Genomic DNA, 25,589 nt, shown 5'->3' with positions numbered 1-25,589 from the left:
CTCAGAAGGTTTCCCATTCACTATTGCTGACCCGCTGCGCCAGTGTCACGGCAGCCGGCTTGACCGCCACCTTCGCCCGCGCCACCGCATGCCGCACATTGCGCTGGGTGGTCTCGTCGAGCTTGAAGGTGCTGACCAGTTCGGCCAGCCGCGCCGACTGGTCCTGCAGCGCATTGGCGGCGGCCGCCGCTTCCTCGACCAGCGCCGCGTTCTGCTGCGTCACCTGGTCCATCTGCGTGATCGCATGGTTGACTTCGGCGATGCCGGTGCTTTGTTCCTGCGCCGCCGAGCTGATTTCGGCGACGATATCGGTCACGCGCTGCACGCCTTCCACCACTTGCCCCATGGTCTTGCCGGCCTGTTCCACCAGCTGCGTGCCTTCGCCGACCTTGCCGACCGAGTCGCCGATCAGGGTCTTGATTTCTTTCGCCGCCGCGGCCGAGCGCTGCGCCAGGCTGCGCACTTCGGTGGCCACCACCGCAAAGCCGCGCCCCTGCTCGCCGGCGCGCGCCGCTTCGACGGCCGCGTTCAGCGCCAGGATATTGGTCTGGAAGGCGATGCCGTCGATCACGCCGATAATGTCGACGATGCGGTTGGAGGCGACATGGATCTCGCCCATGGTGGCGATCACCTGCCGCACCACGGCGCCGCCGTCCTGCGCCACGTTTGACGCCGACTGCGCCAGGGTGCTGGCCTGGCGCGCGTTGTCGGCCGTCTGGTGCACGGTCGACGACAGCTGTTCGACGGCCGACGCGGTTTCTTCCAGCGAGCTGGCCTGCTCTTCGGTGCGCGACGACAGATCCAGGTTGCCGCTGGCGATTTCGGCCGAAGCGGTGGCGATGGTGTCGGCGCCGGTGCGCACTTCCCGCACCGTATTGCGCAGGCTCTGGTTCATTTCCTTGAGCGCCTGCTGCAGCTGGCCGATCTCGTCGCTGCTGTCGATGGCGATGGTACGGCTCAGGTCGCCGCTGGCGACGGCCCTGGCCGCTTCCACCGCGTGATCCAGCGGCACGGTGACGCTGCGCGCCATCAGCCAGGCGGCGATCACGCCCATCAGCAGCGCGGCCGCGCCCAGGGCCAGCAGCAGGCTGCGGCCCGAGCGGAAACTGCCGTCGATGCTGGCGGCGGCGCCGTCGATCACGCCCTGTTCGAATTTCACCAGGGCGCGGATGCTGTCCGAATACGCTTGCGTGGCGGGCGCCATCTTGCTGTCGTACGCCGCGTTGGCCATCTCGTCATTGCCCGCTTCCTTCATCTTGAAGACGTCGTTGCGGATATCGTTGAACACTTTGCGCTGGGCCAGCATGGCATCGAGCACCTTGCGGTCTTCCGGACCCGTCACGCTGTCTTCCAGCTGCTTCTGGATCGCCGAGGCGCGCTGCGAGTACGAGGCCATCTGCTTCTTGAAATAATCCTGCACGGCCGGGTCATTGCTTTTCACCACGGCGGCGCTGCGTGCGCCATTGCTTTCGATAATGCCGATCCATTCGGAAGCGATGCGTTCGCGTACCAGGTCGCGCTCGACCATGGTGTGGGTGGCGTTGCCGATATCCTGCAGGCGCACCACGCCGATCAGTATCATCAGGGCCATCAGGGCCAGCACCAGGCCAAAACCCAGGCTGAGGCGGGCGCCTATGCGGAGATTGCGTATAGTCATAGCGTTTTCGGGGAAAGAAGAGGAAAGCGTAGATGGCAAGCAATGTTGCCAGATCGGACAAATGGCCCGAATTGTAACGCGATGTTGCCGTACGGCAAAAGTTAACTGTTGTTAACTAACGGCTTTTGTCTCTTTTTTGCTTTGGAAAGTTGCTATCTTTTACGTGGATGCGGGAGAAAATCCGGGGTCAGACTCGTCGGGGGAATACGTCCCAGTGGGATGTATTCCGATCGCGAAGCGACTGACCCCGGCGCTTGCTGGTGGGTTTCAGCTGTTACTGCATATGCCAGCCGTGGCTGACCACGATCGACTGCCCGCTCAGCGCATTCGACGGAAACGCCGCCAGGAACACTGCCGTTTGCGCCACGTCCTGGGTGGTGGTGAACTCGCCGTCGATGGTGTCTTTCAGCATCACTTTCTTGATCACGTCTTCCTCGCTGATGTTCAGCTGGGCAGCCTGTTCCGGGATCTGCTTGTCGACCAGCGGGGTGCGCACGAAGCCGGGGCAGATCACGTTGGCGCGGATGCCGTCTTTCGCGCCTTCCTTGGCCACCACCTTGGCCAGGCCGACCAGGCCGTGCTTGGCCGCCACGTAGGCGCTCTTGAAGGGCGAGCCTTCGTGTGAATGCACCGAACCCATGTAGATGATGGCGCCGCCGCGGCCACCCTGGATCATGGCGCGCATGCAGGCGCGGGTGGTCAGGAAAGCGCCGTCCATATGGATCGCCAGCATTTTCTTCCACTGGTCAAACGGATAGTCGACCACCGGGCTGATGATCTGGATGCCGGCGTTGCTGATCAGGATGTCGATGCCGCCGAAATGGGCCACGGCGTCGGCCACGCCCTTGTCGACCTGTTCTTCGCTCGACACGTCCATGGCGACGGCGAACGCCTCGCCGCCGGCCTGCGTGATTTCATCGGCCGTCTTGCTGGCGGCATCGAGCGCCAGGTCGGCGATCACGACCTTCGCGCCCTGTTTCGCGTATTCGATGGCCATTTCCTTGCCGATGCCGCTGGCGGCGCCGGTAATCAGTGCGACTTTGTTCTTGAGTTGCATTATTCATCCTTTGCGGTGCAGGTGGGAGGATACAAATTAACTTGCCGCTGCCAGTATAGCCAGAAACAGGATCGCAGATCATTCACGCGCATCAAGCCGCGCCTGCAAGCGCCAGGCGCCCGGATTGGTGCCGGCCCAGGCGCGAAACGCGTGGTTGAAGGCGCTTTGCTCCTGGTAGCCCAGCAAAAAGGCGATATCGACCAGCGACAGCTCGGGCTGGCGCAAATAATCGCAGGCCTGGCGGTAGCGCACCTGGTCCAGCTGGGCCTGGAAACTGGTGCCGGCGTCGCCGAGTTTTCTTTGCAGGGTGCGCGGCGTCATCGCCAGCTCGCCGGCCACGCCGGCCAGGCGCACCGCGCCCTGGCGCAGGCCGGCCGCGATGGCTAGTTGTACCTGCGCCTCGATGCCGGTCCCGGTCCCGGTCCCTGTCTCGTCCACACTGCAGCGCTGCGCCAATAGCTGCTCGGCATGCTGGCGCAGCAGCGGATACAGGCTGGTGTCGGCGTTCGGCACGGGCCAGTCCAGTACCCGCGCGTCCATGGTGGCCGTGTTGGCGTCCGCGTTGAAGCGCGGCAGGCTGCCCAGCACGCGCACATATTCGTCGCGGTGGCCGGCATGGCGCAGCAGGGCCTCGCCGCCGCCATCGTGGGCAAACGCCAGCTCGCCGGGCGGCAGGGGCATGCCGGCCAGCCAGTCGCCGCAGACGCGTATGCCGGCAAACACGCTGTCGACCAGGTGCCGGCTGGCGTCGGGATAATGGCTGATCCAGCGGTATTGAAAGCGGTCGCCGTCGCGCCGCAGCGACGAGCGGCCCAGGTCGTGCGCCAGCACTTCATAGCGGGCCGTCTGTTCCAGCGCCTGGCCGACGCTGGCACAACTGAGCAGCACCAGGCCGTAGGCGCTGTAGGTGCCCATGCGCACGCGCTCGCCCACATGCAGGCCGAAATGCGCATCGCCGGCCAGCATGGCGCCCGCGTCGAGCAGGCGCACATAGGTGGCGGCGGGCAGGGTGGCCGGCAGCGGCGACAGGCCGTTTTCCGGCAGCCCGGCGGCACTGGCCAGCGTGGCGCCGTCGATGCCGTGCGCGCCGGCCGCTTCCAGCAGCGGCTGCACATAGGCGGCGGCGACGGTGTCAGTGCCTGGCATGATGGAACAATGCGATTGTCATGAAAAACCAATACCCCGTGATGGTGGCGGCCTATGCTGGCCGTCAGACAGTATATCTTGGGAGACAGGCGATGCGACGCTGGAATGGATGGGGCGATGATGGTGTCGTCCATGCCTTGAATGCCGAGGCGCTGGGCTTTTTGCACGAAAGGCTGGGGCCGGGCCAGGCGATCACCGACGCCAGCTTCGAGGCCGTCTGCGCGCTGGTGCCCGCCTCGCGTCTGGCGCCGCATGCGCTGATCGATACCGCGCCGGCGCTGCGCGTGCGCCATGCGCTGGGGCAAAGTCTGCCCGACTGGTTCAAGCTGCGCCATGGCCGCATCGGCGCCGTGCCCGATGGCGTGGCTTTTCCCGACAGCGCGGAACAGGTGCGCGCGTTGCTGGCGTATGCGCGCGCGCACGGCATCGTCATCATTGCCCACGGCGGCGGCACCAGCGTGGCCGGCCACCTGACCGTGCCTGACGGTGACCGCCCGGTCCTGTCGCTCAGCCTGCGGCGGCTGTGCGCGCTGTACAGCCTGGACCGCGAGGCGCAGCTGGCCACCTTTGGCGCGGGTATCCTTGGCCCCGACCTGGAAGCGCAGCTGCGCGCGCACGGCTACACCTTGGGCCACTTTCCGCAATCGTTCGAGTATTCGACCCTGGGCGGCTGGATCGCCACACGCTCGTCCGGCCAGCAGTCGCTGCGCTATGGCCGCATCGAGCAGCTGTTTGCCGGCGGCGTGGTCGAAACGCCGGCCGGTACGCTGGCCTTGCCGACCTTTCCCGCCTCGGCGGCCGGCATCGACCTGCGCGAAATGGTGCTCGGTTCGGAAGGGCGCATCGGCATCATCACCCAAGCGACCGTGCGCGTCGCTCCGCTGCCGGCCCGCGAAGCCTTTCACGCCGTGTTCTTTGCCGGCCTGGCGCAGGCGCTGGCCGCCGTGCGCGCATTGGCGCAGGCGCGCCTGCCTTTGAGTTTGCTGCGCCTGTCGAACGCGGCCGAAACGCAGACCATGCTGGCGCTGGCCGGCCATGCGCGCCAGGTCCATTGGCTGGAACGCTACCTGGCCCTGCGCGGCTGCGGCGAGGGCAAGTGCATGCTGATGGTCGGCGCCAGCGGCGAGGCGGCGGCCGTGCGTGCGGCGATGCGCGCCGCCCTGGCGCTGGCGCGCCAGCACCAGGGCGTGCATGTGGGGCGCCGCATGGGCGACAAATGGAAGCAGGGCCGCTTTCGCAATGTCTACCTGCGCAATGCGGCCTGGGAGCACGGCTATGTGATCGACACGGTGGAAACGGCGGTCGACTGGCCGCGCGTGCCGGCCATGATGGCGGCGCTGGAAGCGGCGCCTGCCACCGCGCTGGGAAATTTTGGCGAGCGCGTGCACGCCTACACGCATCTGTCGCACCTGTATGCGCAGGGCGCCAGCGTGTACACCACCTATGTGTATCGCCTGGCTGCCACGTATGAAGAGAACATGGCCCGCTGGCGCGCCTTGAAGGACGCGGCCAGCGGCGCCATCGTGGCGCATGGCGGCACCATCAGCCACCAGCACGGCGTGGGCACCGACCATGCGCCGTATCTGCTGGCCGAAAAGGGCGAGCTGGGACTGGCGGCGATGGGCGCGCTGCTGCGCCAGTTCGACCCGCAGGGCTTCATGAATCCCGGCAAACTGCTGCAGGATGCGAAAGGGGCCCCATGAGCGGGGACACGCGGCGCGAGGAACTTCCAGCGCTGCTGGCGCGCGAGTGGGACCTCTTGATTATCGGCGGCGGGATTACCGGCGCGGGGATCTTGCTGGAAGCGGCGCGGCGCGGGCTGGCGGCGCTGCTGGTCGAGCAGAAGGATTTTGCCTGGGGCACGTCGAGCCGTTCCTCGAAACTGGTGCATGGCGGCCTGCGCTACCTGAAGCAGGGCCGGCTGGGCATGACCTTTGAATCCGTGCACGAGCGGCAAGCCTTGCTGCGCGACGCGGCCGGGCTGGTCGAGCCGCAGGGCTTTGCCTTTGGCGACTACCTTGGCCGTAAACCTGGCCGGCGCCAGTTCATGCTGGGGCTGGCCCTCTATGACTGGATGGCGGGCCGGCGCACGCGGCGCCTGCTGTCGGCCGATGAATTTGCCATGCTGGCGCCGCACGTGGCGCGCGCCGGCCTGCAAGGCGGCATGTTGTACCAGGACGCCAAGACGGACGACGCGCGCCTGGTGCTGCGCGTGCTGCAGGAGGCGCGCCAGCATGGCGGCATGGCCGTCAATTACCTCGGCGTGGCGTCCTTGCTGCGTACGCAAGACACAGTCGACGGCGCGCTGCTGCATGACGCCATCGGCCATCGGGACTACCGCGTGCGGGCGCGGCTGGTGATCAGCGCCACCGGCGCCTGGGCCGATGGCTTGCGCGGCCAGGTCGGCGGCCTGCCCAGGCTGCGGCCCTTGCGCGGCAGCCATCTGCTGCTGCCGGCCTGGCGCTTGCCGCTGGCGCAGGCCGTCAGTCTGATGCATCCGCAGGACGGCCGGCCCGTGTTCGCCTATCCGTGGGAGGGCGTGACCCTGGTCGGCACCACCGATGTCGACCACGGCGCCGGCCTCGATGCCGAGGCGGCCATCACGCGCGGCGAATTCGATTATCTGCTGGCCGCGCTGCGCTGGCAGTTTCCCGCGCTGGACCTGGTGGAGAACGACGTGATCGCCACTTTTTCCGGCGTGCGGCCGGTGGTGGCCAGCGGCGCGCTTGACCCGTCGCGGGAAGCGCGCGAACATGCGCTGTGGGTGGAGCAGGGCTTGCTGACGGTGGCCGGCGGCAAGCTGACCACCTTCCGTGCCATCGCGCTGCAGGCGTTGCGCATGGCCGCGCCGCTGCTGCCGCACTGGCGCGCCGATTTGCGCAAGCGGCCGGTCTTTACGGCCGTGGCGCCATTGACGGGATCGGCCATGCAGCTGGACTTTGACCAGCGGCTGCGCCTGCTGGGCCGCCACGGCGCGCAGGCGCAGGCCGTGTGCGACGCGGCGCAGGACGGCGAGCTGGCGATGATCCCGGGCACGCAGACCGTGTGGGCGCAACTGCGCTGGGGCGCGCGCATGGAATGCGTGGAACACCTGGACGACTTGCTGCTGCGACGCACGCGGCTGGGTTTGCAGCTGGCCGGTGGCGCGCTGGCGATCCTGCCGGGCGTGCGCGCCATCTGCCAGCATGAACTGGGGTGGAGCGACGCACGCTGGGAAGAAGAACAGGCGCGCTACCTGGCGCTGTGGCGCGGGCATTACAGCGTGCCCGCACCATAAAAAAGGAGAACAATATCGATACCCTGCTGTTTGGCGAAATACTGGAACTGGGCGAAGCCCGCATTACCTATGACACTTTGTCGCCGCTGGACCTGGCGCAGCCGGTGGCCGCCATCGTCGAGGACCTGGGCGAAGACTTGCTGCAGATAGCCTGCGACAATGGCGATATCGTCGACGTCGGCTGGTATCCGGCCTGGAACGAGGCGGGCCGCCTGCGCGTGGTGACGGTGCGCGGCCAGGACTGGGAGGCGCCGATATTCAGCGCACAGCCGGCGACGAGTCCCCAGGCGCTGCTGGCCTGCCTGCGTGCCGCGCTGGCGCGGTCGGGCGAGCGGTGAGCGCGGGTCCGTATCTGCTGGCGATCGACAACGGCACGCAAAGCGTGCGCGCGCTGCTGTTCGATGTGCAGGGCAACCTGGCGGCCAAGTCGCAGGTGTTTTTGGAGCCGTATTTTTCGACCCATCCCGGCTGGGCCGAGCATGACGCCGACGGCTACTGGCAGGCCGTGTGCGAGGCGTGCCGGCAGCTGTGGCGTTCCACGTCCATCGACAGGGCGCAGGTAAAAGGCGTGGCGGTGACCACCCAGCGCGGCACGGTGGTCAATGTCGATGAAGCGGGCGTGCCGCTGCGGCCCGCCATCACCTGGCTGGACCAGCGCCAGACGCGGCAGATACCGCCGCTGGCGCCCTGGTGGCGGGCGGCGTTTCGCCTGGCGCGCCTGGACGGCACCATCGGCTATTTTCGCCGCGAGGCCGAGATCAACTGGATCGCCGCGCAGCAACCGGACATCTGGCGGCGCACCCACAAATTCCTGCTGCTGTCGGGCTTTTTGAACCATCGCCTGTGCGGGCAATTCATCGACTCGACCGGCTCGCAGGTGGCGTATATTCCCTTCGACTACAAGCGCCATGCCTGGGCCGGGCGCCACGACTGGAAGTGGCAGGCGCTGGCCATCAAGCCGGCCATGCTGCCCGCACTGGTGGCGCCGGGCAGCCGCATGGGCGCCATCACGGCCGCGGCCGCGCTGGCTACCGGCATCCTGGAAGGCACGCCCTTGCTGGCGGCCGCCGCCGACAAGGCCTGCGAAGTGCTGGGCGCCGGCTGCGTCGAACCGCACGTGGCCTGCCTCAGCTACGGCACGACGGCCACCATCAACACCACCAATCAACGTTATCTGGAAGTGACGCGCTTCATTCCGCCGTATCCGGCCGCCATGCCGGGCGCCTACAGCACCGAGGTGCAGATCTTTCGCGGCTACTGGATGGTCAACTGGTTCAAGGAGCAGTTCGGCGACCGCGAGCGCCAGGCCGCCGCCGAAAACGGCTCGGGCTTGCCGGCCGAAGCGCTGTTCGACCGCCTGGTCGACAGCGTGCCGCCCGGTTCCATGGGCCTGATGCTGCAGCCTTACTGGAGCCCCGGCATCAAGGTGCCGGGACCGGAAGCGAAGGGCGCCATGATCGGCTTTGGCGACGTGCATACGCGCGCCCATATGTACCGCGCCATCCTGGAAGGCCTGGCGTATGCGCTGCGCGAAGGCCGGGAGCGCATCGAGAAAAAAAGCGGCGTGACTATCACCGTGCTGCGCGTGGCCGGCGGCGGCTCGCAAAGCGATGCGGCGATGCAGCTGACGGCCGATATCTTCGGCATGCCGGCCGCGCGCGCCCACGTGTATGAAAGTTCGGGCCTGGGCGCGGCGATTTGCGCCGCCGTCGGGCTGGGCTACCACGCCGACTTCCCGGCCGCCGTGCGCGCGATGACGCGCCAGGGCCGCGTGTTCCAGCCGCATGCCGACCAGGTGCGCATCTACGACCAGCTGTACCGGCGCGTCTACCGCAAGATGTATGCGCGGCTGCAGCCCTTGTATCGCGATATCGCCGAGATCACCGGCTACCCAGGTTGATCATGCTTCAAATGTTATTGCGAATCATTCGCATCTGTTATATGATGTGCATCGCATTTCACCAAGGCAACTTATCCCGGTGATGCAACAAGCCGCTCGCCCATGCGCGGCGGCTTGTCCCGCGCGGGCAGAACGCCGCCGCAACGCTCCCTTCAACGCCGCCGCTTGAACAGTGCATGACGCACCCCTCTGCCCAGCGCTTTTTCATTCCACAAGCATGAAGAACCAGGCAAGGACAGCAATGAGATCGAGTAACAAGCATACGTCGCGCGCAGGCGCACTGACCCCGATGGCGGCCGCACTGGCCCTGGCGCTGGGCGCCGTTGGCAACGCCTGGGCGGTTGATGCCGGCGACGCCTCGAATGACACCCGGATGCCCGCCATCAGTGTGTTCGGCGACGCCATCAGCGCCAGCACGGCCGGGCGCTCGTATATCAACAGCGAAGATATCGAACGCCAGCAGGCCGACAACGTGGCCTCGCTGCTCGACACCTTGCCCGGCGTGGACCTGGCCGGCACGGCGCGCCCGAGCGGACAAAGCCTCAATATCTGGGGCTTCAACAAGGTGCAGGACGTGAAAGTCATCCTCGACGGCGTGCCCAAGGGATTTGAAAAATACCGCCAGGGTTCGATCTTCATCGAGCCGGAACTGATCAAGCAGATCGAAGTGAACAAGGGTGCCCATACCAGCTTGTATGGCAATGGCGGCTTTGGCGGCGTGATCACGGTCGAGACCAAGGATGCGAAGGACATGCTCGAAGGCGACGCCAGGCTGGGCGCTTTTGTGAAGTACTCGCGCCACAGCAATAACGCGGAAGATGATGTCACGGTCGCCGCATATGGCCGCACGGAAGACGGCCGCTTTGACGTGATGGCGTTTTCCACCCAGCGCAAGTCGGACGACCTGCGCAAGCCGGACGGCAAGCCGTTCCGCTTTTCCGCCATCGACGCGCCATCGCACCTGATCAAGCTCAATGTGCGCCTCACACAAGAGCAACTGCTGACCCTGACGGCCATGAAGAGCGGCAGCACCGGCTGGGGGCCGTTCGCCGCCATGGGCGAAGACGTGCCGACGCCGACCGAAGCGGAGATCAAGCGCTACGGCCTGGAAGAAGCGTGGCAGCGCAAGGCCGTCTACCGCGACCAGAACGACGATACCTATTCCGTCAAATGGCAGTACGCGCCGGCCAACAATCCCTGGGTCAAGCTGACGGCCACGGCCGGCTATTCGCACACCGACCAGCACGACAAGCGCCTGGCTTCGGCCTCGCTGGGCTCCTACCTGGGTTCGCTGGGCAATGAAAGCTGGGCCTCGTATGTGGACCGTATCGCCGAGATCCGCAATGAAAGCGTCTTTACCACCGGCGCGGTATCGCACGTGCTGATGACGGGCCTGCAATGGCACAAGAACGTGCGCGACACCCTGATGTATTACCCGTCGTCGACCGCGCTGAAAGACCCGAGCTATAACTATGGCTATTTCCAGCCCTATTACATGCCGTCCGGGCGCCAGGAAACGCGCGGCCTGTATTTGCAGGACGCGATGACCTATGGCGACGTGACCCTGACGGCGGCGCTGCGCCATGACCGCGTGGTGTCCGAAGGCGTGCCGAACGTGGCCTCGCGCTACAACAGCCCATTGCCGGCGGCAGGCCACGACTTCAGCGAAAAAACGCATGAAGACTGGTCGCCGCGTTTGGGCCTGTTCTGGAAGGCCAGCAACGCGCTGGCGCTGTTTGGCGACTTGAGCCGCACCTGGCGCGCGCCGACCATCGACGAGATGTATTCGAATGAATATTATGTGTCGGCCCGCCTCGGTTCGAACACGCCGGGTACCAGCCGTGACCTGGCGGTCGAGCGCGTGACGGCCGCGCGGCTGGGCGTGATGCTGCATCGCCAAGGGCTTTTCCAGGAGCGCGACGATGCGCAATTGCGCGTGACGGCTTACCGTAACCGGGTCGAAGACAATATCGGCCCGCGCTTGGGCATCCTGGTCGAAGGCTATGTTTCAGGCAGCGGCGTGGGCTTGCCGCCGGGCTTGTCTTCCTATCGTAATCTTGCCGGTTTCCGCACCGAGGGTGTGGAGATCGAATCGTATTACAATTCGCCGCGTTTGTTTGCCAGCGCGTCTTTGTCGTCGCAATTCGGCTCGCGCCGCGGCGCGCAGCGTGATCCGTGGGGCAAGAATGAACCGGTTTCCACGATTGCGCCGGACAAGGTGATGACGGGGCTGGGGTGGCGGTTTCCCGATGTTGGGGCGACGGTTGGGTGGCAGGGTCGGTTTGTTGCCAAGCAGGATCGCGTACTGCCGGTTGGTAACGTGTATCGTTTGCCGCCTTCGAAGGGGTATGCGCTGCATACCTTGTTTGCGTCGTGGAATGGGGTGAATGGGATTTGGCGCGGCACTGAGGTGCGGTTGACTGTTGATAATGTGCTTAACCGTCATTACATGCCGTATCTGAGTGAGGCAGTCACCGGCGTGGGACGCAATGCCAAGCTGAGTGTGTCGAGGAAATTCTGATATTAAAACCTGAAAACAGCGGGCCGGAGACGCGGGCCCGAGAAAATGCCGATGGCGGCGTTGCAGCTTCCTCGCCGTACATGCGTACTGTCTTCGTCGCTGCGCCTTGCCCTCGACATTTTTCAGGCCCGCTTGGCCCGAGATCCCTTGCCTGGGTCTTGGGCTGTTTTCATAGGTCTCGGGCCTGCTTGCTTTTCGCTTTTTCGCTTTTTCTCTTTTGTGCTATCAGCGCAAAATCAACGCCTTCACCGTCTCCCACGCCGTACTCCCCGAACTTGTCGCGCGCACCTGGTTGCGGCCGGCTTCTTTCGCCACATACAAGGCCCGGTCGGCGGCGACGAACAGGGCTTCGCGGTTGTCGAGTTGATGGGGGCGGATGGTGGCGACGCCGATGCTGACGGTAATCCAGGACGAGGTGTTTGAGCGCGGGTGGGGCAGGCGCAGCGCTTCGATGTTGGCGCGGATGGTTTCCGCCAGGTCCATCGCGCTTTCCGCTTCGGTTTCCGAAAACAGCATCACGAATTCTTCGCCGCCGTAGCGCGCCGCCAAGTCGCCGGGGCGGCAGGCGTGGGAGTCGATTGCTTGCGCCACTTGCTGCAGGCAGGTGTCGCCGGCGGGGTGGCCCAGGCTGTCGTTATATAGCTTGAAATGGTCGACGTCGAGCACCACCAGCGACAGCACGCCGCCGTTGCGCACGGCGCGTTGCCATTCTTTTTCCAGGAAGCTGTCGAAATGGCGGCGGTTGGCGATTTTCGTCAGCGGGTCGAGGTAGGCGGCACGCTGCAGCGCGTCTTCGGACTGCTTGTGGTGGGTGATGTCGTGCAGCAGGCCGATATACAGCGGCTGGCGCAAATACATGGGAGTCAGGGTCAGGTCCATGCTCAGCGCGTGGCCAGCGCGGTGGCGGATCGCCACTTCGCGCGTGCCGTGATTGTGCGCGGTGTCCGGGTTGGCCGCATGCATGGCGAAATAATCGAGGTATTCCTGCGTCACCATGGGGCTGAGCAGTTCGGCGATCGAGTGGCCGGCCAGTTCGTTTTCGCGGTAGCCCAGGTAGTGGTCGCACGCCGGATTGGTGTACTGGATGCGGCCATCCGCCTCGATGATCAGCAAGCCTTCGGCCATATGGTTGACGATGGTGCGCAGGCGCTCGGCCTGCTCTTCCTGGGTTTCGCTGTTGCTGCGGATTTGCAGCTGGGCGCGCACGCGTGCACACACTTCGGCCATGCGCAGGGGCTTGGCGATGTAGTCGACGGCGCCGATGTCGAAGCCGGCCACCACGTCGTCGGTGTCGGTCCTGGCACTCATGAAGATGACGGGAATGCGTTGCGTGAGGGGATTTTGCTTGAGCTGGTGGCAGGTTTCGAAGCCATCCATCTCGGGCATCATCACGTCGAGCAGGATCAGGTCGGGCTGGGCGCGCTGTGCAATAGCGAGCGCTCGCTCGCCAGACAGGGCGACATACACCTGGTAACCCTGCTCGCTCATCAGTTTGCGCAGCAGCTCCAGGTTGGCCGGCGCATCATCGACGATCAATATCGCGGCTACGCGCCGTTGCGCATATGCCATGCTGCCTGGACTCATTGCTGCCGGCCTCTATCTGATGGGGAGCACAGGCCAGCAATGCCGCAAGAGTCTGACCTGATCTTAAAGTTACACTTTGATACAGATCATACCGCTTCGGCAATTTTTTTGGTGAAAAATTTAAGCTTTATGTTGTGGAAAGCATTGCAATAATGCTATTTCCGCCACTGTGCCAGCGCGGCGGAAATATGGCGAAACGGCTTACAGCCTGGCGGCGATCAGCTTGCCCAGGATGGCGATGCCTTCACGGATACGCTCTGGCGGCACCGTCACGAACGACAGGCGCAGGGTGTTGGTTTCCGGCGCGTTCGCATAGAACGGCGAGCCGGGCACGAAGGCGACCTTGTTTTCGATCGCTTCGTCCAGCAGCTTCATTGCATCGATATGGCTCGGCAGGGTCACCCAGATGAACATGCCGCCTTCGGGCCGGGTCCATGTCACGCCGGCCGGGAAGTGCTCCTGCAGCGCATGCAGCATGGCCTGGCACTGGTCGCCGTACAGGGTGCGGATCTTCGGAATATGCTGCGCCAGGAAGCCATCCTTGATCACTTCATGCACCACCATCTGCGTCAGCTGCGACGTGTGCAGGTCGGCCGCCTGCTTGGCCAGTTCCAGGCGGCGCACCAGCGGCGGCGGCGCCACCACGTAACCGAGGCGGATGCCGGGCGTGAGCACCTTGGAGAACGAACCCATGTAGATTACGCCGTCCGGATTCATGTTCAGCATTTTCGGATACGGCTCGCCGCTGTAGCTGAGGGCGCCGTACGGGTCGTCCTCGATCAGTGGCAGGCCGTGGCGGGCGCAGGTTTCCACCAGTTCCACGCGGCGCGCCACGGACAGGCTGCGCCCGGTCGGATTCTGGAAGTTCGGCAGCGCATACAGCAGGCGCGCGCCGTCGGCGACCGGATCGACCGACGACGGCACCAGGCCTTCATCATCGGTGTCGACCGACATGAATTGCGGGCGGTACACGGAAAACGCCTGCAGCGCGCCCAGATAACTCGGGGTTTCGACCAGCACGCGGCTGCCCTCGTCGATCAGGACCTTGCCCAGCAAGTCCAGCGCCTGCTGCGAGCCGGACGTCATCAGCACCTGTTCCGGCGCGATGATGCTGCCGCTGGTGGACAGGGAATCGGCGATCCACTGGCGCAGCGGCAGATAGCCGTCGGTCGGGCCGTATTGCAGCGCCACCTTGCCGTTGTTCGACAGCACCTTGTCGAAGGCGACCTTCATTTCGTCGACCGGGAAGGTGGCGGGCGAAGGCAGGCCGCCGGCAAAGGAAATGATGTCGGGGCGTTGCGTGATTTTCAGGATTTCGCGGATGAACGAGCTTTGCAGCTGTTCCGCGCGTTCGGCAAAGCGCCACTGGATCGGATTCGGGTTTTCAATTTTCATGCGTGTCTCACAGAAGATGCCGAGCTGCGCCGGCTGGTTGTATGGTCCGCTTGTGGCGGCCTTTTACGGGCGCCACCGGATAGGCACCGCCCAAACTGCTGCGGTATTGTACGACGGACTTGTGAGTAAACCCACTGTGGTGCCGCGGCCGTCTTATTTCAGCTTGCGCCCGGCCGCCACCACGGCGATCACGGCGCCGGCAAACAGCAGGCTGTCGCTCGCCAGCGGTTCACCGAGCAGCACGGCCGCGCCCAGCAAGGTCAGGAAGGGCTGCAGCAGCTGCGTCTGGCCGACCCTCGCCACGCCGCCCAGCGCCATGCCGCGGTACCAGAAGAAAAAGCCGATAAACATGGAAAACACCGAGATATACGCAAAGCCCAGCCAGGCTTGCGCGCCGGCCTGCGCCAGCATGGCCCGCTGCGGCCAGCCCTGCCACAGCACCAGCGGCAGCACGAACGGGGCGGCCAGCACCAGCGCCCAGCAGATCACCTGCTGGCCCGGCATGGCCTGCGCCAGGCGGCCGCCTTCCGCATAGCCCAGCGCGCCCAGCAGCACGGCGGCGAACATCAGCCAGTCGGCCAGATGAAAACTGCCGCCGCCCTGGCGCAGCGCGAACGCCATCACCAGCGCGGTGCCGGTCAGCGCCATCAGCCAGAATGCGGGCGAGGGACGCTCCTTGCCGCGCAGCACGGCAAACACCGCCGTGGCCAGGGGCAAAATGCCGACCAGCACCGCGCCGTGCGAGGCCGGCAGGCTGCGCATGGCGACCGAGGTCAGCCAGGGAAAGCCCACCACGCAGCCGGCCGCCACCAGCGCCAGCGGCAGCCATTGCGCGCGCCTTGGCAGGGCTGCCTGTTGACGCCACAGCCACAGCGCCGCCAGGCAGGCGGCCACCAGCGCACGACCCAGTGCGACAAACACGGCCGGCAGTTCCGCCACCGCCAGGCGGGTCATCGGCAGGGTCAGGCTGAACAGCGCAACGGCGATCAAGCCCAGCAGCAGGCCCTTGCGGTCGTCGCCCAGGCGGGGCAGGGGTGTGGCGAGGGCGGTGGCGGGCGGCATGATTTTTCCTGTCCAGTAGTGTAAGTCAGTGCTATCCTAGACTTCATTGGCAGTACAGTACAAATACACTTTCCCGCATAATTTTCGATACTGTGATGGTCACATGAGCAATACACCGGACGGCTTTCCTCATTTGTTGACGCGCGGCTCGGGCGAAACCCTGATCGACCAGATCGTGCGCTCGCTGGCCGCGCGCATCGACGACAAGCTGCTGCGCGGCGGCGCGCGCATGCCGTCGATCCGCCAGTGCGCGGCCAGCCTGGACGTCTCCTGCGCCACCATCGTCGCCAGCTACGACAAGCTGGTGGCGCGCGACTACCTCGAATCGCGGCGCGGCGCCGGCTTTTATGTACGCGAGCGCGCGACACTGCATGCGCCGCTGCCCGCTGGCAGTACGCCGGCGCCCGGTGCGCCGCAGCCGATGGACGTGGTCTGGCTGATCCGCAATATGTTCCGCCAGGCGCCGTTTCATCCCGCGCCCGGCTCGGGCATGCTGCCGCCCGAATGGCTCGACGGCGAACTGGTGGCGCGCGCGCTGCGCGACGTCAGCCGCCAGCCGGGCGCGGCCATGATCAGCTATGGCCTGCCGCAGGGCTTCCTGCCGCTGCGCCAGCAACTGCAGCTCAAGCTGGCCGGCCTGGAAATCGCCTGCCCGCCCGAACAGATCGTCACCACGGTGGGCGTGATGCAGGCGCTGGACCTGGTGGCGCGCGAATTCGCCCGTCCCGGCGACACCATCTTTGTCGACGATCCCGCCTACTGGCTGATGTTCGGCGCCTTTGCCGCCATGGGCGTGCAGGTGATCGGCATTCCGCGCCTCGCCGACGGCCCCGATATCGCCGTGCTGGAACAACTGGCGGCGGTCCACCGCCCCAAGCTGTATGTGATCAATTCGGTGCTGCACAACCCCAGTTCCACTTCCCTGTCCGCCGCCAAGGCGTTCCAGGTGCTGCGCCTGGCCGAGCTGCGCGATTTCCTGGTGGTCGAGGACGATATCTATTGCGACATGCATCCTGGTTCGGCCAGCACGGTGCAGCCGGCCACGCGGCTGGCCGCGCTGGACCAGTTGCGCCGCGTGATCTACCTGGGCGGTTTTTCGAAAAGCCTGGCTGCCAACCTGCGCGTGGGCTTTATCGCCACCTCGCCCGAGCGGGCGCAGCGCCTGGCCGACCGCAAGATGCTGGCCACGCTTACCACCAGCGATATCGGCGAGCGCGTGGTCTACAAGATATTGTCGCAGGGCCTGTACCGCAAGCATGCCGAACGGCTACGCGCGCGGCTCGACAAGGTGCGCGACAGCACGTATCGCCGCATGGAGCGGGCCGGCCTGCGCTTCGAACCGGCGCAGGCCGGCATGTTTGTCTGGGCCGACACGGGCCGCGACACCAATGTGCTGGCCGAACAGGCGCTGGCCGAAGGCCTGGTGCTGGGCCCCGGCAGCCTGTTTTCGCCGCGTCAGCTGCCGTCGACCCATATGCGGCTGAACCTGGCGACAGTGCAGGAAGAGCCGGTGTGGGAATTTTTCGATCGCATGCTGGGCGCTTGATGCCCGAAAATTTGCATGTTGGCATCTTGAAATCGCCGCCAGCATCTCCAACTAGCTGACACTCGTCCCATTCACAAGACTATGAGGTAAACATGGCTGTCTCCGAAAAGCAAACACTGGGTTTCCAGACCGAAGTCAAGCAGATGCTGCATCTGATGATCCATTCGCTGTACTCGAACAAGGAAATCTTCCTGCGCGAACTGATCTCGAACGCCTCCGACGCGGCCGACAAGCTGCGCTTCGAAGCGATCGACAATGACGCCCTGTACGGCAACGATCATGAACTGAAGATCAAGGTCAGCTTCGACAAGGAAGCGCGCACCATCACCATTTCCGACAACGGCATCGGCATGACCCGAGACGAGGCGATCTCGCACCTGGGCACCATCGCCAAGTCGGGCACCAAGGAATTCTTCGGCAAACTGTCGGGCGACCAGCAGCAGGACGCGGCCCTGATCGGCCAGTTCGGCGTGGGCTTCTATTCCGGCTTCATCGTGGCCGACAAGATCACCGTCGACACCCGCCGCGCCGGCGCGGATGCATCGGAAGGCGTGCGCTGGGAGTCGGCCGGCGAAGGCGACTACAGCATCGAGCCCATCGAAAAAACCAGTCGCGGCACCGACATCGTCCTGCACCTGCGCGAAGGCGAAGACGAACTGCTGTCGAGCTGGAAGATCAAATCCATCATTCGCAAGTACTCCGACCATATCTCGCTGCCGATCGTGATGCAGAAAGAAGAATGGGACGACGAGAAGAAGGAAACCGTGGTCAAGGACGACACGGAAACCGTCAACCAGGCCAGCGCCCTGTGGGCCCGCAGCAAGTCCGACATCACGCCGGAACAGTACGAGGAATTCTACAAGCACGTGTCGCATGACTTCCAGGCGCCGCTGACGCACACGCACAACCGCGTCGAAGGACGCAGCGAATACACGCAGCTGCTGTACATTCCGGCCAAGGCGCCGTTCGACATGTGGGACCGCAACAAGCGCGGCGGCATCAAGCTGTACGTCAAGCGCGTCTTCATCATGGACGACGCCGAGCAGCTGATGCCGACCTACCTGCGTTTCGTCAAGGGCGTGATCGATTCGTCGGACCTGCCGCTGAACGTGTCGCGTGAAATCCTGCAGGAGTCGCGCGACGTGAAAGTCATCCGCGAAGGCTCGACCAAGCGCGTGCTGGGCATGCTGGAAGAACTGGCGAACGCCGACGAGCCGGAAAAGAAAGACAAGTACGTCACGTTCTGGAAGGAATTCGGCCAGGTACTGAAAGAGGGCATCGGCGAAGATGCTGGCAACAAGGAACGCCTGGCCAAGCTGCTGCGCTTTGCTTCGACCGCCAACGACAGCGATGAACAGATCACGTCGTTCGCCGACTACGTGGCGCGCTTCAAGGAAGGCCAGGACAAGATCTATTACGTCACGGCCGACAATTACGCCGCCGCGAAAAACAGCCCGCACCTGGAAATCTTCCGCAAGAAAGGCGTCGAAGTGCTGCTGCTGACCGATCGCGTCGATGAATGGATGCTGTCGTTTATCCAGGACTTCGAAGGCAAGGAGCTGGTGTCGGTGGCCAAGGGCGGCCTGGACCTGGGCGCGCTGGAAGACGAAGCGGAAAAGAAAGAGCACGCAGAAACCGAAACCTCGTACGCCGACCTGGTCGGCAAGATGAAGGCCGCGCTCGAAGACAAGGCCAAGGACGTGCGCGTCACATTCCGCCTGACCGATTCGCCAGCCTGCCTGGTGGCCGACGAGAACGAATTGTCGGGCAACCTGCTGCGCATGCTGAAAGCGGCCGGCCAGAGCGCGCCGGAATCGAAGCCGATTTTGGAAATCAACCCGAACCACCCGCTGGTGACGCGCCTGAAATATGAAGACGCCGAAGGCGGCAAGTTCGGCGACTGGGCCAATATTCTGTTCGACCAGGCCTTGCTGGCCGAAGGCGGTTCGCTGGCCGACCCGGCCACGTTCGTGAAACGCCTGAACGAATTGCTGCTCAATTCGGCAAAATAAGTCGCTTGTCATTCGCCAGGCCGGCCCTTTCGCCAGAAAGGGCCGGCTTTTTTTAGGCTATGTCACCGAAAGCAGTGGGAACGCCCAGCCGTTGCGGAAGTCTAACTGATCAGGTATTTCCTTCCAGGAGCCGATCGTGGACACCACCCAGTGGCAGATTTTCGCCGACCAATTTTCACAACTATCGTATCGCCAGCGTATTGCCAGCAGCAGCTTGTTGCGCATGCGCGCGCCGCAGGATCCGGCTGTCGCCCTGATTGAGCAGACAGCACAGGCGCAACTGCATTGCCCCGCCTGCCAATCGACCCATTTCCACCGCCACGGCCAGGCCCACGGCTTGCAACGCTATCGCTGTGTTCCTTGTGGCAAAACTTTCAATGCCTTGACCGGCACGCCGCTGGCACATTTGCACCACAAGGAACGATGGCTGGCCTATGCGGATTGCCTGCTCAACTCGTTTTCGGTGCGCAAGGCAGCCCTGCAAGTGCATATCCATCGCAACACCAGCTTTCGCTGGCGCCATCGTTTTCTCGCGCTGGCCAAGACCGACCGGCCACATTGCCTGCACGGCATCGCCGAGGCCGACGAACTATATGTGCTGGAGTCGCAAAAAGGTTCACGGCACCTGACGCGGCCGGCACGCAGACGTGGTGGCCGCGCAGGCAAACGCGGCATTTCCAGTGAACAGGTATGTGTCCTGGTGGCGCGTGACCGCACCGGGCAAACCGTCGATTTCATCACTGGCCTGGGCCAGCTCACCAAAGCCAGGCTGCACGCCTGCCTGCCAGCGGTGATCGACCGCGACATTTTGTTGGTCAGTGATGGCCATCCGGCCTATCCCGTGTTTGCCAGGGAGCTCGGCATCCAGCATGAAGCCGTCAACTTGCGTGCCGGCATCCGCGTGCGCGGTGCGGTGCACGTGCAGAACGTCAACGCGTATCACAGCCGGCTGCGTGGCTGGCTGCGCGCCTTTCATGGCGTGGCGACGCGCTATCTGCCCAACTACCTGGGTTGGCGCTGGATACTGGACGCCAGGAGAATATTGTCCCCCGAAAGCTTGCTCAGGGCCACTTTGGGGTCGTTCCCACATTTGATGGTGACATAGCCTTTTTTACGCCGGCCGCCCGGGCGCCGTGCGCAGCGCGCCGCCGCGAGCATGCTAGAATCGCCGACGTGCCAAGCGTGGCCGCATTCACGGGTAGACCCTGGGCAGATGGAATCATGACTACTTTATCGACTTGTCGCCGCCTTGGCGGCATGCTGTTATGGGCCGCTTGCGCGGCCTTGCCGGCCATTGCGGCCGCCAGGTCCGCGCCGGCGATCGCGCCCCGGACCATCGTGCTGCCGGCCGGACAACTGCCGCGCCTGAGCGAAGAGCCGCAGGTACGCGCCGCGCTGTTCGAGTTCTTCGGTTATGCGCGCGGCAGCTATACCGATGACGATGCGCTGCTGCTGGAGCAGGCGCTCGAAGCCGTCAGCGAGCGGCGCGACGCCACCCGCAATGTGCTGCCGGACGGGCGCGTGCTGCTGGCCTCCATGAATGACCGCAAGCAGGGCCGCGAACGGGGCGCCATGCTGCTCGACAAGCGCGGTGCCATCATCGCCTTTGGCCTGGTCAACGGCCATTGCCGCCTGCAGGGCCAGCCGCTGGCCAAGGTCTGCAAGCCCGATCCCCAAGCCGTGCTGACGGTGTTCCACCGCAAGGGCATGCTGGTCGACGAGGCCGCGCCCCTGCTGGCCTGGGCCCGGCAATTGCCGCCGATGCTGGCGCTGATCGCCGCCGACGATGAAGCGGGCGGCGATGGGCAAAGAATCGCCACGGTCGAATACGTGCTGGCGCAGCCGGCGCTACCTGGCTGGAACCGCGCGCAGCTGCCGTCCGGTTTTCCGTCGGCGCTGCTGCCGCTGCTGCTCGACAAATCGACGGTGCTCACGTCGGCCGGCGCCGGCGTGTTCACGTTTCCGCTGTCGCTGAAGGGCAAGAAGCAGAACAATGTGCTCGACGAGGCGGAAGGCCGGCCGCCGCGCGACCTGGAGGTGGCGCTGCGCAGCTATGCCAGCTTCGACAGCGTGGTCGAGCTGTACCGCAAGACCATCAAGGGCGCCCGGCTGCAGCGCAACGAGCGCACCGCCTACCTGCATGGCGACCTGGGGCAGGGCAGCTACCGCGTGTATATCCGCAATACGGGCTTTGACGGCGTGATGATTGACGTGGCGCTGTGGCAGAAAAAGCTGGCGGCGGGGCAATAAATCGACACCATTGTTCACTCCGGCGATGTTGTCGGATTACGGCCCCGCAAGGGCTAATCCGACCTGCGTGAGGGATGCAGGATCGTAGGTCGGGTTAGCGCGCAGCGCGTAACCCGACATCACCACCATGGCCCGCCAGCGCCAGCATCGCCCTGATCTCCTCGTCGCGCCTGACCTTCCCCGTCCTGAATCGCATATCGGTCAGCGCCGCCGGCAGTCCGCCTGCCAGCAGCGCATCAAAATCGAGCCGGGTTTCCGACACGGTCAATGTGTGCAGCGCGGGCAGTAAAGCCAGGCCATCGAGCCGCTCCAGCCCCTTGCACGTCAGCAGATGCAGCCGTTCCAGCAGCGGATTGTCACGCACATCGAGTTGCGTCAGCTTGATCTGGTCTTCCAGCCACAGCTGGCGCAGCAGCGGAAACCGGCCCAGGTCGCCCAAGTCTTCCAGCCCGCGCACGCGGATTATTTCCAGCTTGTTCAATCGTGGCGCGTCGATCTCCTGGATCGATTCGCGCCCGCCCAACTGCAGCAGCAGGCGATCAAGCTGCGCGATGCCGGACATAAAATCGAGCGCTACCTTGTTCTTGATGCGGTACAGCGACAACCTGGTCAATGCCGGCAAACCGGCCAGCGTGTCGATATGACCGGCATGGCCTTCGATCGCCAGTGTAGACAGCCGCGTGTAGTGGCGCAGCGGCGCCAGGTCGATATTGTTTTTGGCCGACTCGCCCAAGGACAGGTGTTCCAGGCCGTGCAGGTTTTCCAGCTGCAGGATATCGGTTTGCGCCAGCTCATATACGCCCAGGTCCAGGCGCTTGAGGTGGTGCAGTTCGCCCAGCGTCTCCAGATACAGTGCATTGCGGTGGCAGTCGATCGACAGGCTGGCCACATGCGGCAGCGCGCGCAGGATGCGCGTATCGAACACCCGCGGATCGTAGCCGTAGATGCGGATGGTCAGCGCGGCGCCATGGGTGGCCGCCAGTGCATCGAGTTCAGGCAGCAGCGGTTCGGGCTCGCCCAGGGTATCGAACTGCACCAGCACCTGCCGGCCGGCGGCGATGGCGGCGCCGATTTCTGCGGCGTCAAGTTCGGCCGGATTCTGGATCGTCAGCGTGATGTGTTCCATTCTTATTCTCCAAAAATAAACGGGACTTTTTTCGGCACGGGGCAGCCTTCCGGCCCTGGCGATATCTGCTTGCCGGTATCGTCAAACTGCTTGCCGCAATCGACGGCGATGCGCTGGCGGTAGCTGCGGATGCTGGCCACCTTCCCGTTCGGGTGATAGCAGATGGCGTCGCCGTCGCGGTCAGCCGAAGCATAGCTGAAGTAGGTCTGGCCGTTGACGGTGCGCGTGGCGTGACCACGGCGCGGCTCCGTGCATTTGAGCTGGCCGCTTTCAAAATAGGTGTTGTAGACCGAGGTGTCCTTGGCGCGGTCGACCAGCAGTTCATCCATCACCTTGCCGTTCGCATACCAGGAACGGCCTTCCTGGCGCTGGCCGAACTGGAACTGGTAATCGTACTGTGGCTGGCCGCTGGCGAAATTGAGGCGGTGGTAGTCGCACACGTCGTCGCGTTCCCGGCCATATTCGGTAAAGGTGCAGCGGTGGATATCGTTGATAAGAAGGCCGTCTTCGGCATACTCGCGCAGATGCGCCGCCAGCCGGCCACGCTCGACCACGGTCAGGCGTTCCGGCTTGCCGCTGGCATAGTAGCGCGCGTCCATGCCCTGTTTCTTGCCGTTATCCCATTGCGTGTCGAGGCGCAGGATCTTGTTGTCATCCCAGGCGCGTTCGCGCCCGTCGAGCTGGCCGTTGCGCAATGTCGCCTGGTAGACCACGGTGCCGTCCGGCAGATAGCGCGTGCGCTCGCCGTCGGGCACGTCCATCGCATAATGTTCGCGCAGGCGCAGCTTGCCGCTGGCGTCGGTCTCGGTTGCCTCGCCGTGCTTCTTGCCCTTGACGAAAGGGACGCGCAGGCTGGCGCCGTCCTTGAGCTTCAGTGTCCAGGGGCCGTCGCGCAAGCCGTCGAGATAGCTGCCTTCACCGTCGCTCGTGATCCACGTGCCCTGGCGCGTGCCATTGACGTAGTTGCCGCGCGCCTGCAGCTTGCCACCCATGCTGCGTTCGGAAGGGCCATTGAGCTGGCCGCCCGCGTAGGTGTCGAAGCCCGTCACTTCATCCTGGTCGGCGTAGTTGATGACGGTCCAGCGGCCTTCGCGCTGGCCGGCGCGGTACACGCCGTCCTCGGTCTGTTTCGGCTCCTCGATATGCCAGGGGCCGTCGGGCAGGCCGTTGACATACGCGCCTTTCGATGACCCTTCATGCATGCTGCTGCGTGTCCACATGCCGGTACGCTTGCCGTTGGCGTATTCGCCCCGTTCGACCACCGAGCCATCGTCCCAGGCCAGGCTGTAGATGACGGACGGCCCCTGCATGCTGCCCGTGAATTGCTGCGGCGCCGTTTCCCAGCCCACCTGCCACAGGCGGTAATTGGGCAGCTCGCCCGTGCCGCCGTCGCCATACAGGGTGTAGCTGGCGGTCAGGAGAAGCGCGCCTTTTTTCCGGAAGGTTTTCTTGTAGCTGATGGCGTCCTTGCTGGCGGCGTCCACGGGGCGGCCCTGATTGTCAAAAAAGCCGACCACCGTGCCTTGCGTATGGTCCATCGCGTCGAAGTCGGCATTGCCGCTCTTGCCGCGCGCGACGCTGTAATCCATCGGCGATAACTTCGACAGCGCTGTCTTGACCTGGCCCGCGTTCGGCGTGGCGGTTTGCGCCACGATGCGGTCCAGCGCCGGCTGCAGGCGGGTGAGCTTCACGTATCTGCCCGAACTGTGATCATGCCGGTAGGCGCGCAAGCCCTGCTTGCCGTCAAGCCGGAACAGCACCAGCAGGGTGGGGATTTCGGGCTTGTGGTCGAGCGGCGCGTAGAACACGGAGCGGATCACGGCATGGCCGAACTCGTCGAGCCGTTGCGGTTTTGCGCCGGCCTTTGCACACTCGCAGTAGTACGCGTTGACGCCGCCGGCCTCCTTGAGAAAGACGATATCGAGGCCGCTGTCCTGCGAGGCCGCAATCACCGGATGGGCCAGCGGCTTGCCTTCATAAAATGGTGCGGCGTGGGCGAGGGCTGTGCAGAGCAGCAGTGGTAAAAAAAGGCGTTTCATCGGGTGACAGGCGCGTTGCCCACTAGGGAAAGGCATCGATACTGCCTAACTTCTTCCCATAGGGCAAATACGCGCCTATCGTGCGCGCGCCTTTGACGATCAGAGCTCGGTGCGCAGCGCGAACAATTCCGGGAACAGCACCACGTCGAGCATCTTGCGCAGGTAGCTGACGCCGGCCGTGCCGCCGGTGCCGGTCTTGAAGCCGATAATGCGCTCCACCGTGGTGACATGGCGGAAGCGCCAGAAGCGGAACGCCGTTTCCAGGTCGACCAGCTTTTCGGCCAGCTCGTACAGGGCCCAGTATTTGGACGGGTCGCGGTAGACTTCCAGCCAGGCCGCCTTCACGGTATCGTCGCTGGCGGTGGGCAAAGTCCAGTCGGCGTTCAGGCGGGCCGCCGAAATCGGCAGGCCATGGCGCGCCAGCAGCCTGACCGACTCGTCGTAGACGGACGGCGAGCGCAGGGCGGCCTCCAGCACGGCGTACGATTCGGGCGCGGTGGTGTGCACGTTCAGCAGCGCCGCGTTCTTGTTCCCCAAAATGAATTCGATCTCGCGGTACTGGTAGGACTGGAAGCCCGACGAGGCGCCGAGATATGGCCGGATGGCCGTGTATTCGGGCGGCGTCATGGTCGCCAGCACGTCCCAGGCGTGCACCAGTTGATCCATGATGCGCGCCACCCTGGCCAGCATCTTGAAGGCCGGTGGCAGGTCACCGCTTTGCAGGTTGGCGCGCACGGCGTGCATTTCGTGCAGCATCAGCTTCATCCACAGTTCGCTGGTCTGGTGCTGCACGATGAACAGCATCTCGTTATGGTTCGGCGACAGCGGATGCTGGGCCGTCAGGATGCGGTCCAGTGCCAGGTAGTCGCCATAGCTCATCGACTCGCTGAAGTCCATCTGCGCGCCGTGCCATTGCGCGTCTTTTCCGTGCCATTGCGCGTCTTTTGCATCCTGTGCGCCGGCATGCATGGGGCAGCCGTTGCCTGGTGTGTTCTCGTTCATGTCGTCGTCTCTGGT

The 25,589-nt window shown here is 64.5% G+C and carries 18 protein-coding genes; 9 read left to right on the top strand and 9 right to left on the bottom strand.

The window, feature by feature from the left end:
- Position 1: 1 nt before the first annotated feature.
- The 3 genes from Q8L25_RS26135 to Q8L25_RS26125 form a co-directional block, all read right to left on the bottom strand.
- Positions 2-1,657, bottom strand: a complete 1,656-nt coding sequence (locus tag Q8L25_RS26135) for a methyl-accepting chemotaxis protein (protein WP_308922163.1) — start codon at positions 1,655-1,657, stop codon at positions 2-4.
- A gap of 274 nt (positions 1,658-1,931) precedes the next feature.
- Positions 1,932-2,714, bottom strand: coding sequence for a 3-hydroxybutyrate dehydrogenase (locus tag Q8L25_RS26130; protein ID WP_308922162.1), 783 nt, complete (start codon positions 2,712-2,714; stop codon positions 1,932-1,934).
- A gap of 78 nt (positions 2,715-2,792) precedes the next feature.
- Complete coding sequence (locus Q8L25_RS26125; RefSeq protein WP_308922161.1) at positions 2,793-3,860, bottom strand: AraC family transcriptional regulator; 1,068 nt, start codon at positions 3,858-3,860, stop codon at positions 2,793-2,795.
- Positions 3,861-3,952: 92 nt separating this feature from the next.
- Between Q8L25_RS26125 and Q8L25_RS26120 the strand changes: the two genes are divergently transcribed.
- From Q8L25_RS26120 to Q8L25_RS26100, 5 genes are all read left to right on the top strand, one after another.
- Complete coding sequence (locus Q8L25_RS26120) at positions 3,953-5,563, top strand: FAD-binding oxidoreductase (RefSeq protein WP_308922160.1); 1,611 nt, start codon at positions 3,953-3,955, stop codon at positions 5,561-5,563.
- The gene (locus Q8L25_RS26115; RefSeq protein ID WP_308922159.1) at positions 5,560-7,137 is read left to right on the top strand and encodes a glycerol-3-phosphate dehydrogenase/oxidase; all 1,578 of its coding nucleotides are present in this window, start codon (positions 5,560-5,562) and stop codon (positions 7,135-7,137) included. The genes Q8L25_RS26120 and Q8L25_RS26115 overlap by 4 nt, the downstream gene beginning before the upstream one ends.
- Entirely contained in the window at positions 7,104-7,475 is a 372-nt protein-coding gene (locus Q8L25_RS26110; RefSeq protein ID WP_308922158.1) for a hypothetical protein, read from the top strand. The genes Q8L25_RS26115 and Q8L25_RS26110 overlap by 34 nt, the downstream gene beginning before the upstream one ends.
- The gene (locus Q8L25_RS26105) at positions 7,472-9,037 is read left to right on the top strand and encodes an FGGY-family carbohydrate kinase (RefSeq protein ID WP_308922157.1); all 1,566 of its coding nucleotides are present in this window, start codon (positions 7,472-7,474) and stop codon (positions 9,035-9,037) included. Before Q8L25_RS26110 ends, Q8L25_RS26105 begins: the two co-directional genes overlap by 4 nt.
- 241 nt (positions 9,038-9,278) lie before the next feature.
- Positions 9,279-11,558, top strand: coding sequence for a TonB-dependent hemoglobin/transferrin/lactoferrin family receptor (locus tag Q8L25_RS26100; protein ID WP_308922156.1), 2,280 nt, complete (start codon positions 9,279-9,281; stop codon positions 11,556-11,558).
- Positions 11,559-11,783: 225 nt separating this feature from the next.
- Here Q8L25_RS26100 and Q8L25_RS26095 read toward each other — a convergent pair whose 3' ends face one another.
- From Q8L25_RS26095 to Q8L25_RS26085, 3 genes are all read right to left on the bottom strand, one after another.
- Positions 11,784-13,127 (bottom strand): diguanylate cyclase domain-containing protein, encoded by a 1,344-nt coding sequence (locus Q8L25_RS26095; protein ID WP_308922155.1) that lies wholly within the window; start codon positions 13,125-13,127, stop codon positions 11,784-11,786.
- 216 nt (positions 13,128-13,343) lie between these two features.
- A complete protein-coding gene (locus Q8L25_RS26090; RefSeq protein WP_308922154.1) occupies positions 13,344-14,537 on the bottom strand; it encodes a PLP-dependent aminotransferase family protein in 1,194 nt (397 codons plus the stop codon).
- A 153-nt stretch (positions 14,538-14,690) separates the two neighbouring features.
- Positions 14,691-15,599, bottom strand: a complete 909-nt coding sequence (locus Q8L25_RS26085; RefSeq protein WP_308922153.1) for a DMT family transporter — start codon at positions 15,597-15,599, stop codon at positions 14,691-14,693.
- Positions 15,600-15,702: 103 nt separating this feature from the next.
- Between Q8L25_RS26085 and Q8L25_RS26080 the strand changes: the two genes are divergently transcribed.
- The 4 genes from Q8L25_RS26080 (at position 15,703) to Q8L25_RS26065 (ending at position 21,407) form a co-directional block, all read left to right on the top strand.
- On the top strand, positions 15,703-17,145 hold the full coding sequence (locus Q8L25_RS26080; RefSeq protein WP_308922152.1) for a PLP-dependent aminotransferase family protein: 1,443 nt from the start codon (positions 15,703-15,705) through the stop codon (positions 17,143-17,145).
- Between the two features lie 92 nt (positions 17,146-17,237).
- Positions 17,238-19,157, top strand: coding sequence for a molecular chaperone HtpG (htpG, locus tag Q8L25_RS26075; protein ID WP_308922151.1), 1,920 nt, complete (start codon positions 17,238-17,240; stop codon positions 19,155-19,157).
- 136 nt (positions 19,158-19,293) lie between these two features.
- Positions 19,294-20,262 carry an IS1595 family transposase gene (locus Q8L25_RS26070; RefSeq protein ID WP_308922150.1) on the top strand — a complete coding sequence of 323 codons (969 nt, stop codon included), beginning with the start codon at positions 19,294-19,296 and terminating at the stop codon, positions 20,260-20,262.
- Between the two features lie 116 nt (positions 20,263-20,378).
- The gene (locus tag Q8L25_RS26065; RefSeq protein ID WP_308922149.1) at positions 20,379-21,407 is read left to right on the top strand and encodes a hypothetical protein; all 1,029 of its coding nucleotides are present in this window, start codon (positions 20,379-20,381) and stop codon (positions 21,405-21,407) included.
- Positions 21,408-21,501: 94 nt separating this feature from the next.
- On the opposite strand, the gene Q8L25_RS26060 is transcribed toward Q8L25_RS26065, so the two are convergent.
- The 3 genes from Q8L25_RS26060 to kynA all read right to left on the bottom strand — a co-directional run bounded on the left by Q8L25_RS26060 (position 21,502) and on the right by kynA (position 25,541).
- Positions 21,502-22,533 (bottom strand): hypothetical protein, encoded by a 1,032-nt coding sequence (locus Q8L25_RS26060; RefSeq protein ID WP_308922148.1) that lies wholly within the window; start codon positions 22,531-22,533, stop codon positions 21,502-21,504.
- Between the two features lie 2 nt (positions 22,534-22,535).
- Positions 22,536-24,572 (bottom strand): hypothetical protein, encoded by a 2,037-nt coding sequence (locus tag Q8L25_RS26055; RefSeq protein ID WP_308922147.1) that lies wholly within the window; start codon positions 24,570-24,572, stop codon positions 22,536-22,538.
- 99 nt (positions 24,573-24,671) lie between these two features.
- On the bottom strand, positions 24,672-25,541 hold the full coding sequence (gene kynA, locus Q8L25_RS26050) for a tryptophan 2,3-dioxygenase (RefSeq protein ID WP_308925806.1): 870 nt from the start codon (positions 25,539-25,541) through the stop codon (positions 24,672-24,674).
- Positions 25,542-25,589 lie beyond the last annotated feature (48 nt).

The sequence above is a fragment of the Janthinobacterium sp. J1-1 genome, assembly GCF_030944405.1.
Lineage (GTDB): Bacteria > Pseudomonadota > Gammaproteobacteria > Burkholderiales > Burkholderiaceae_D > Janthinobacterium.
This window is presented reverse-complemented; position numbering and strand designations above follow the sequence as displayed.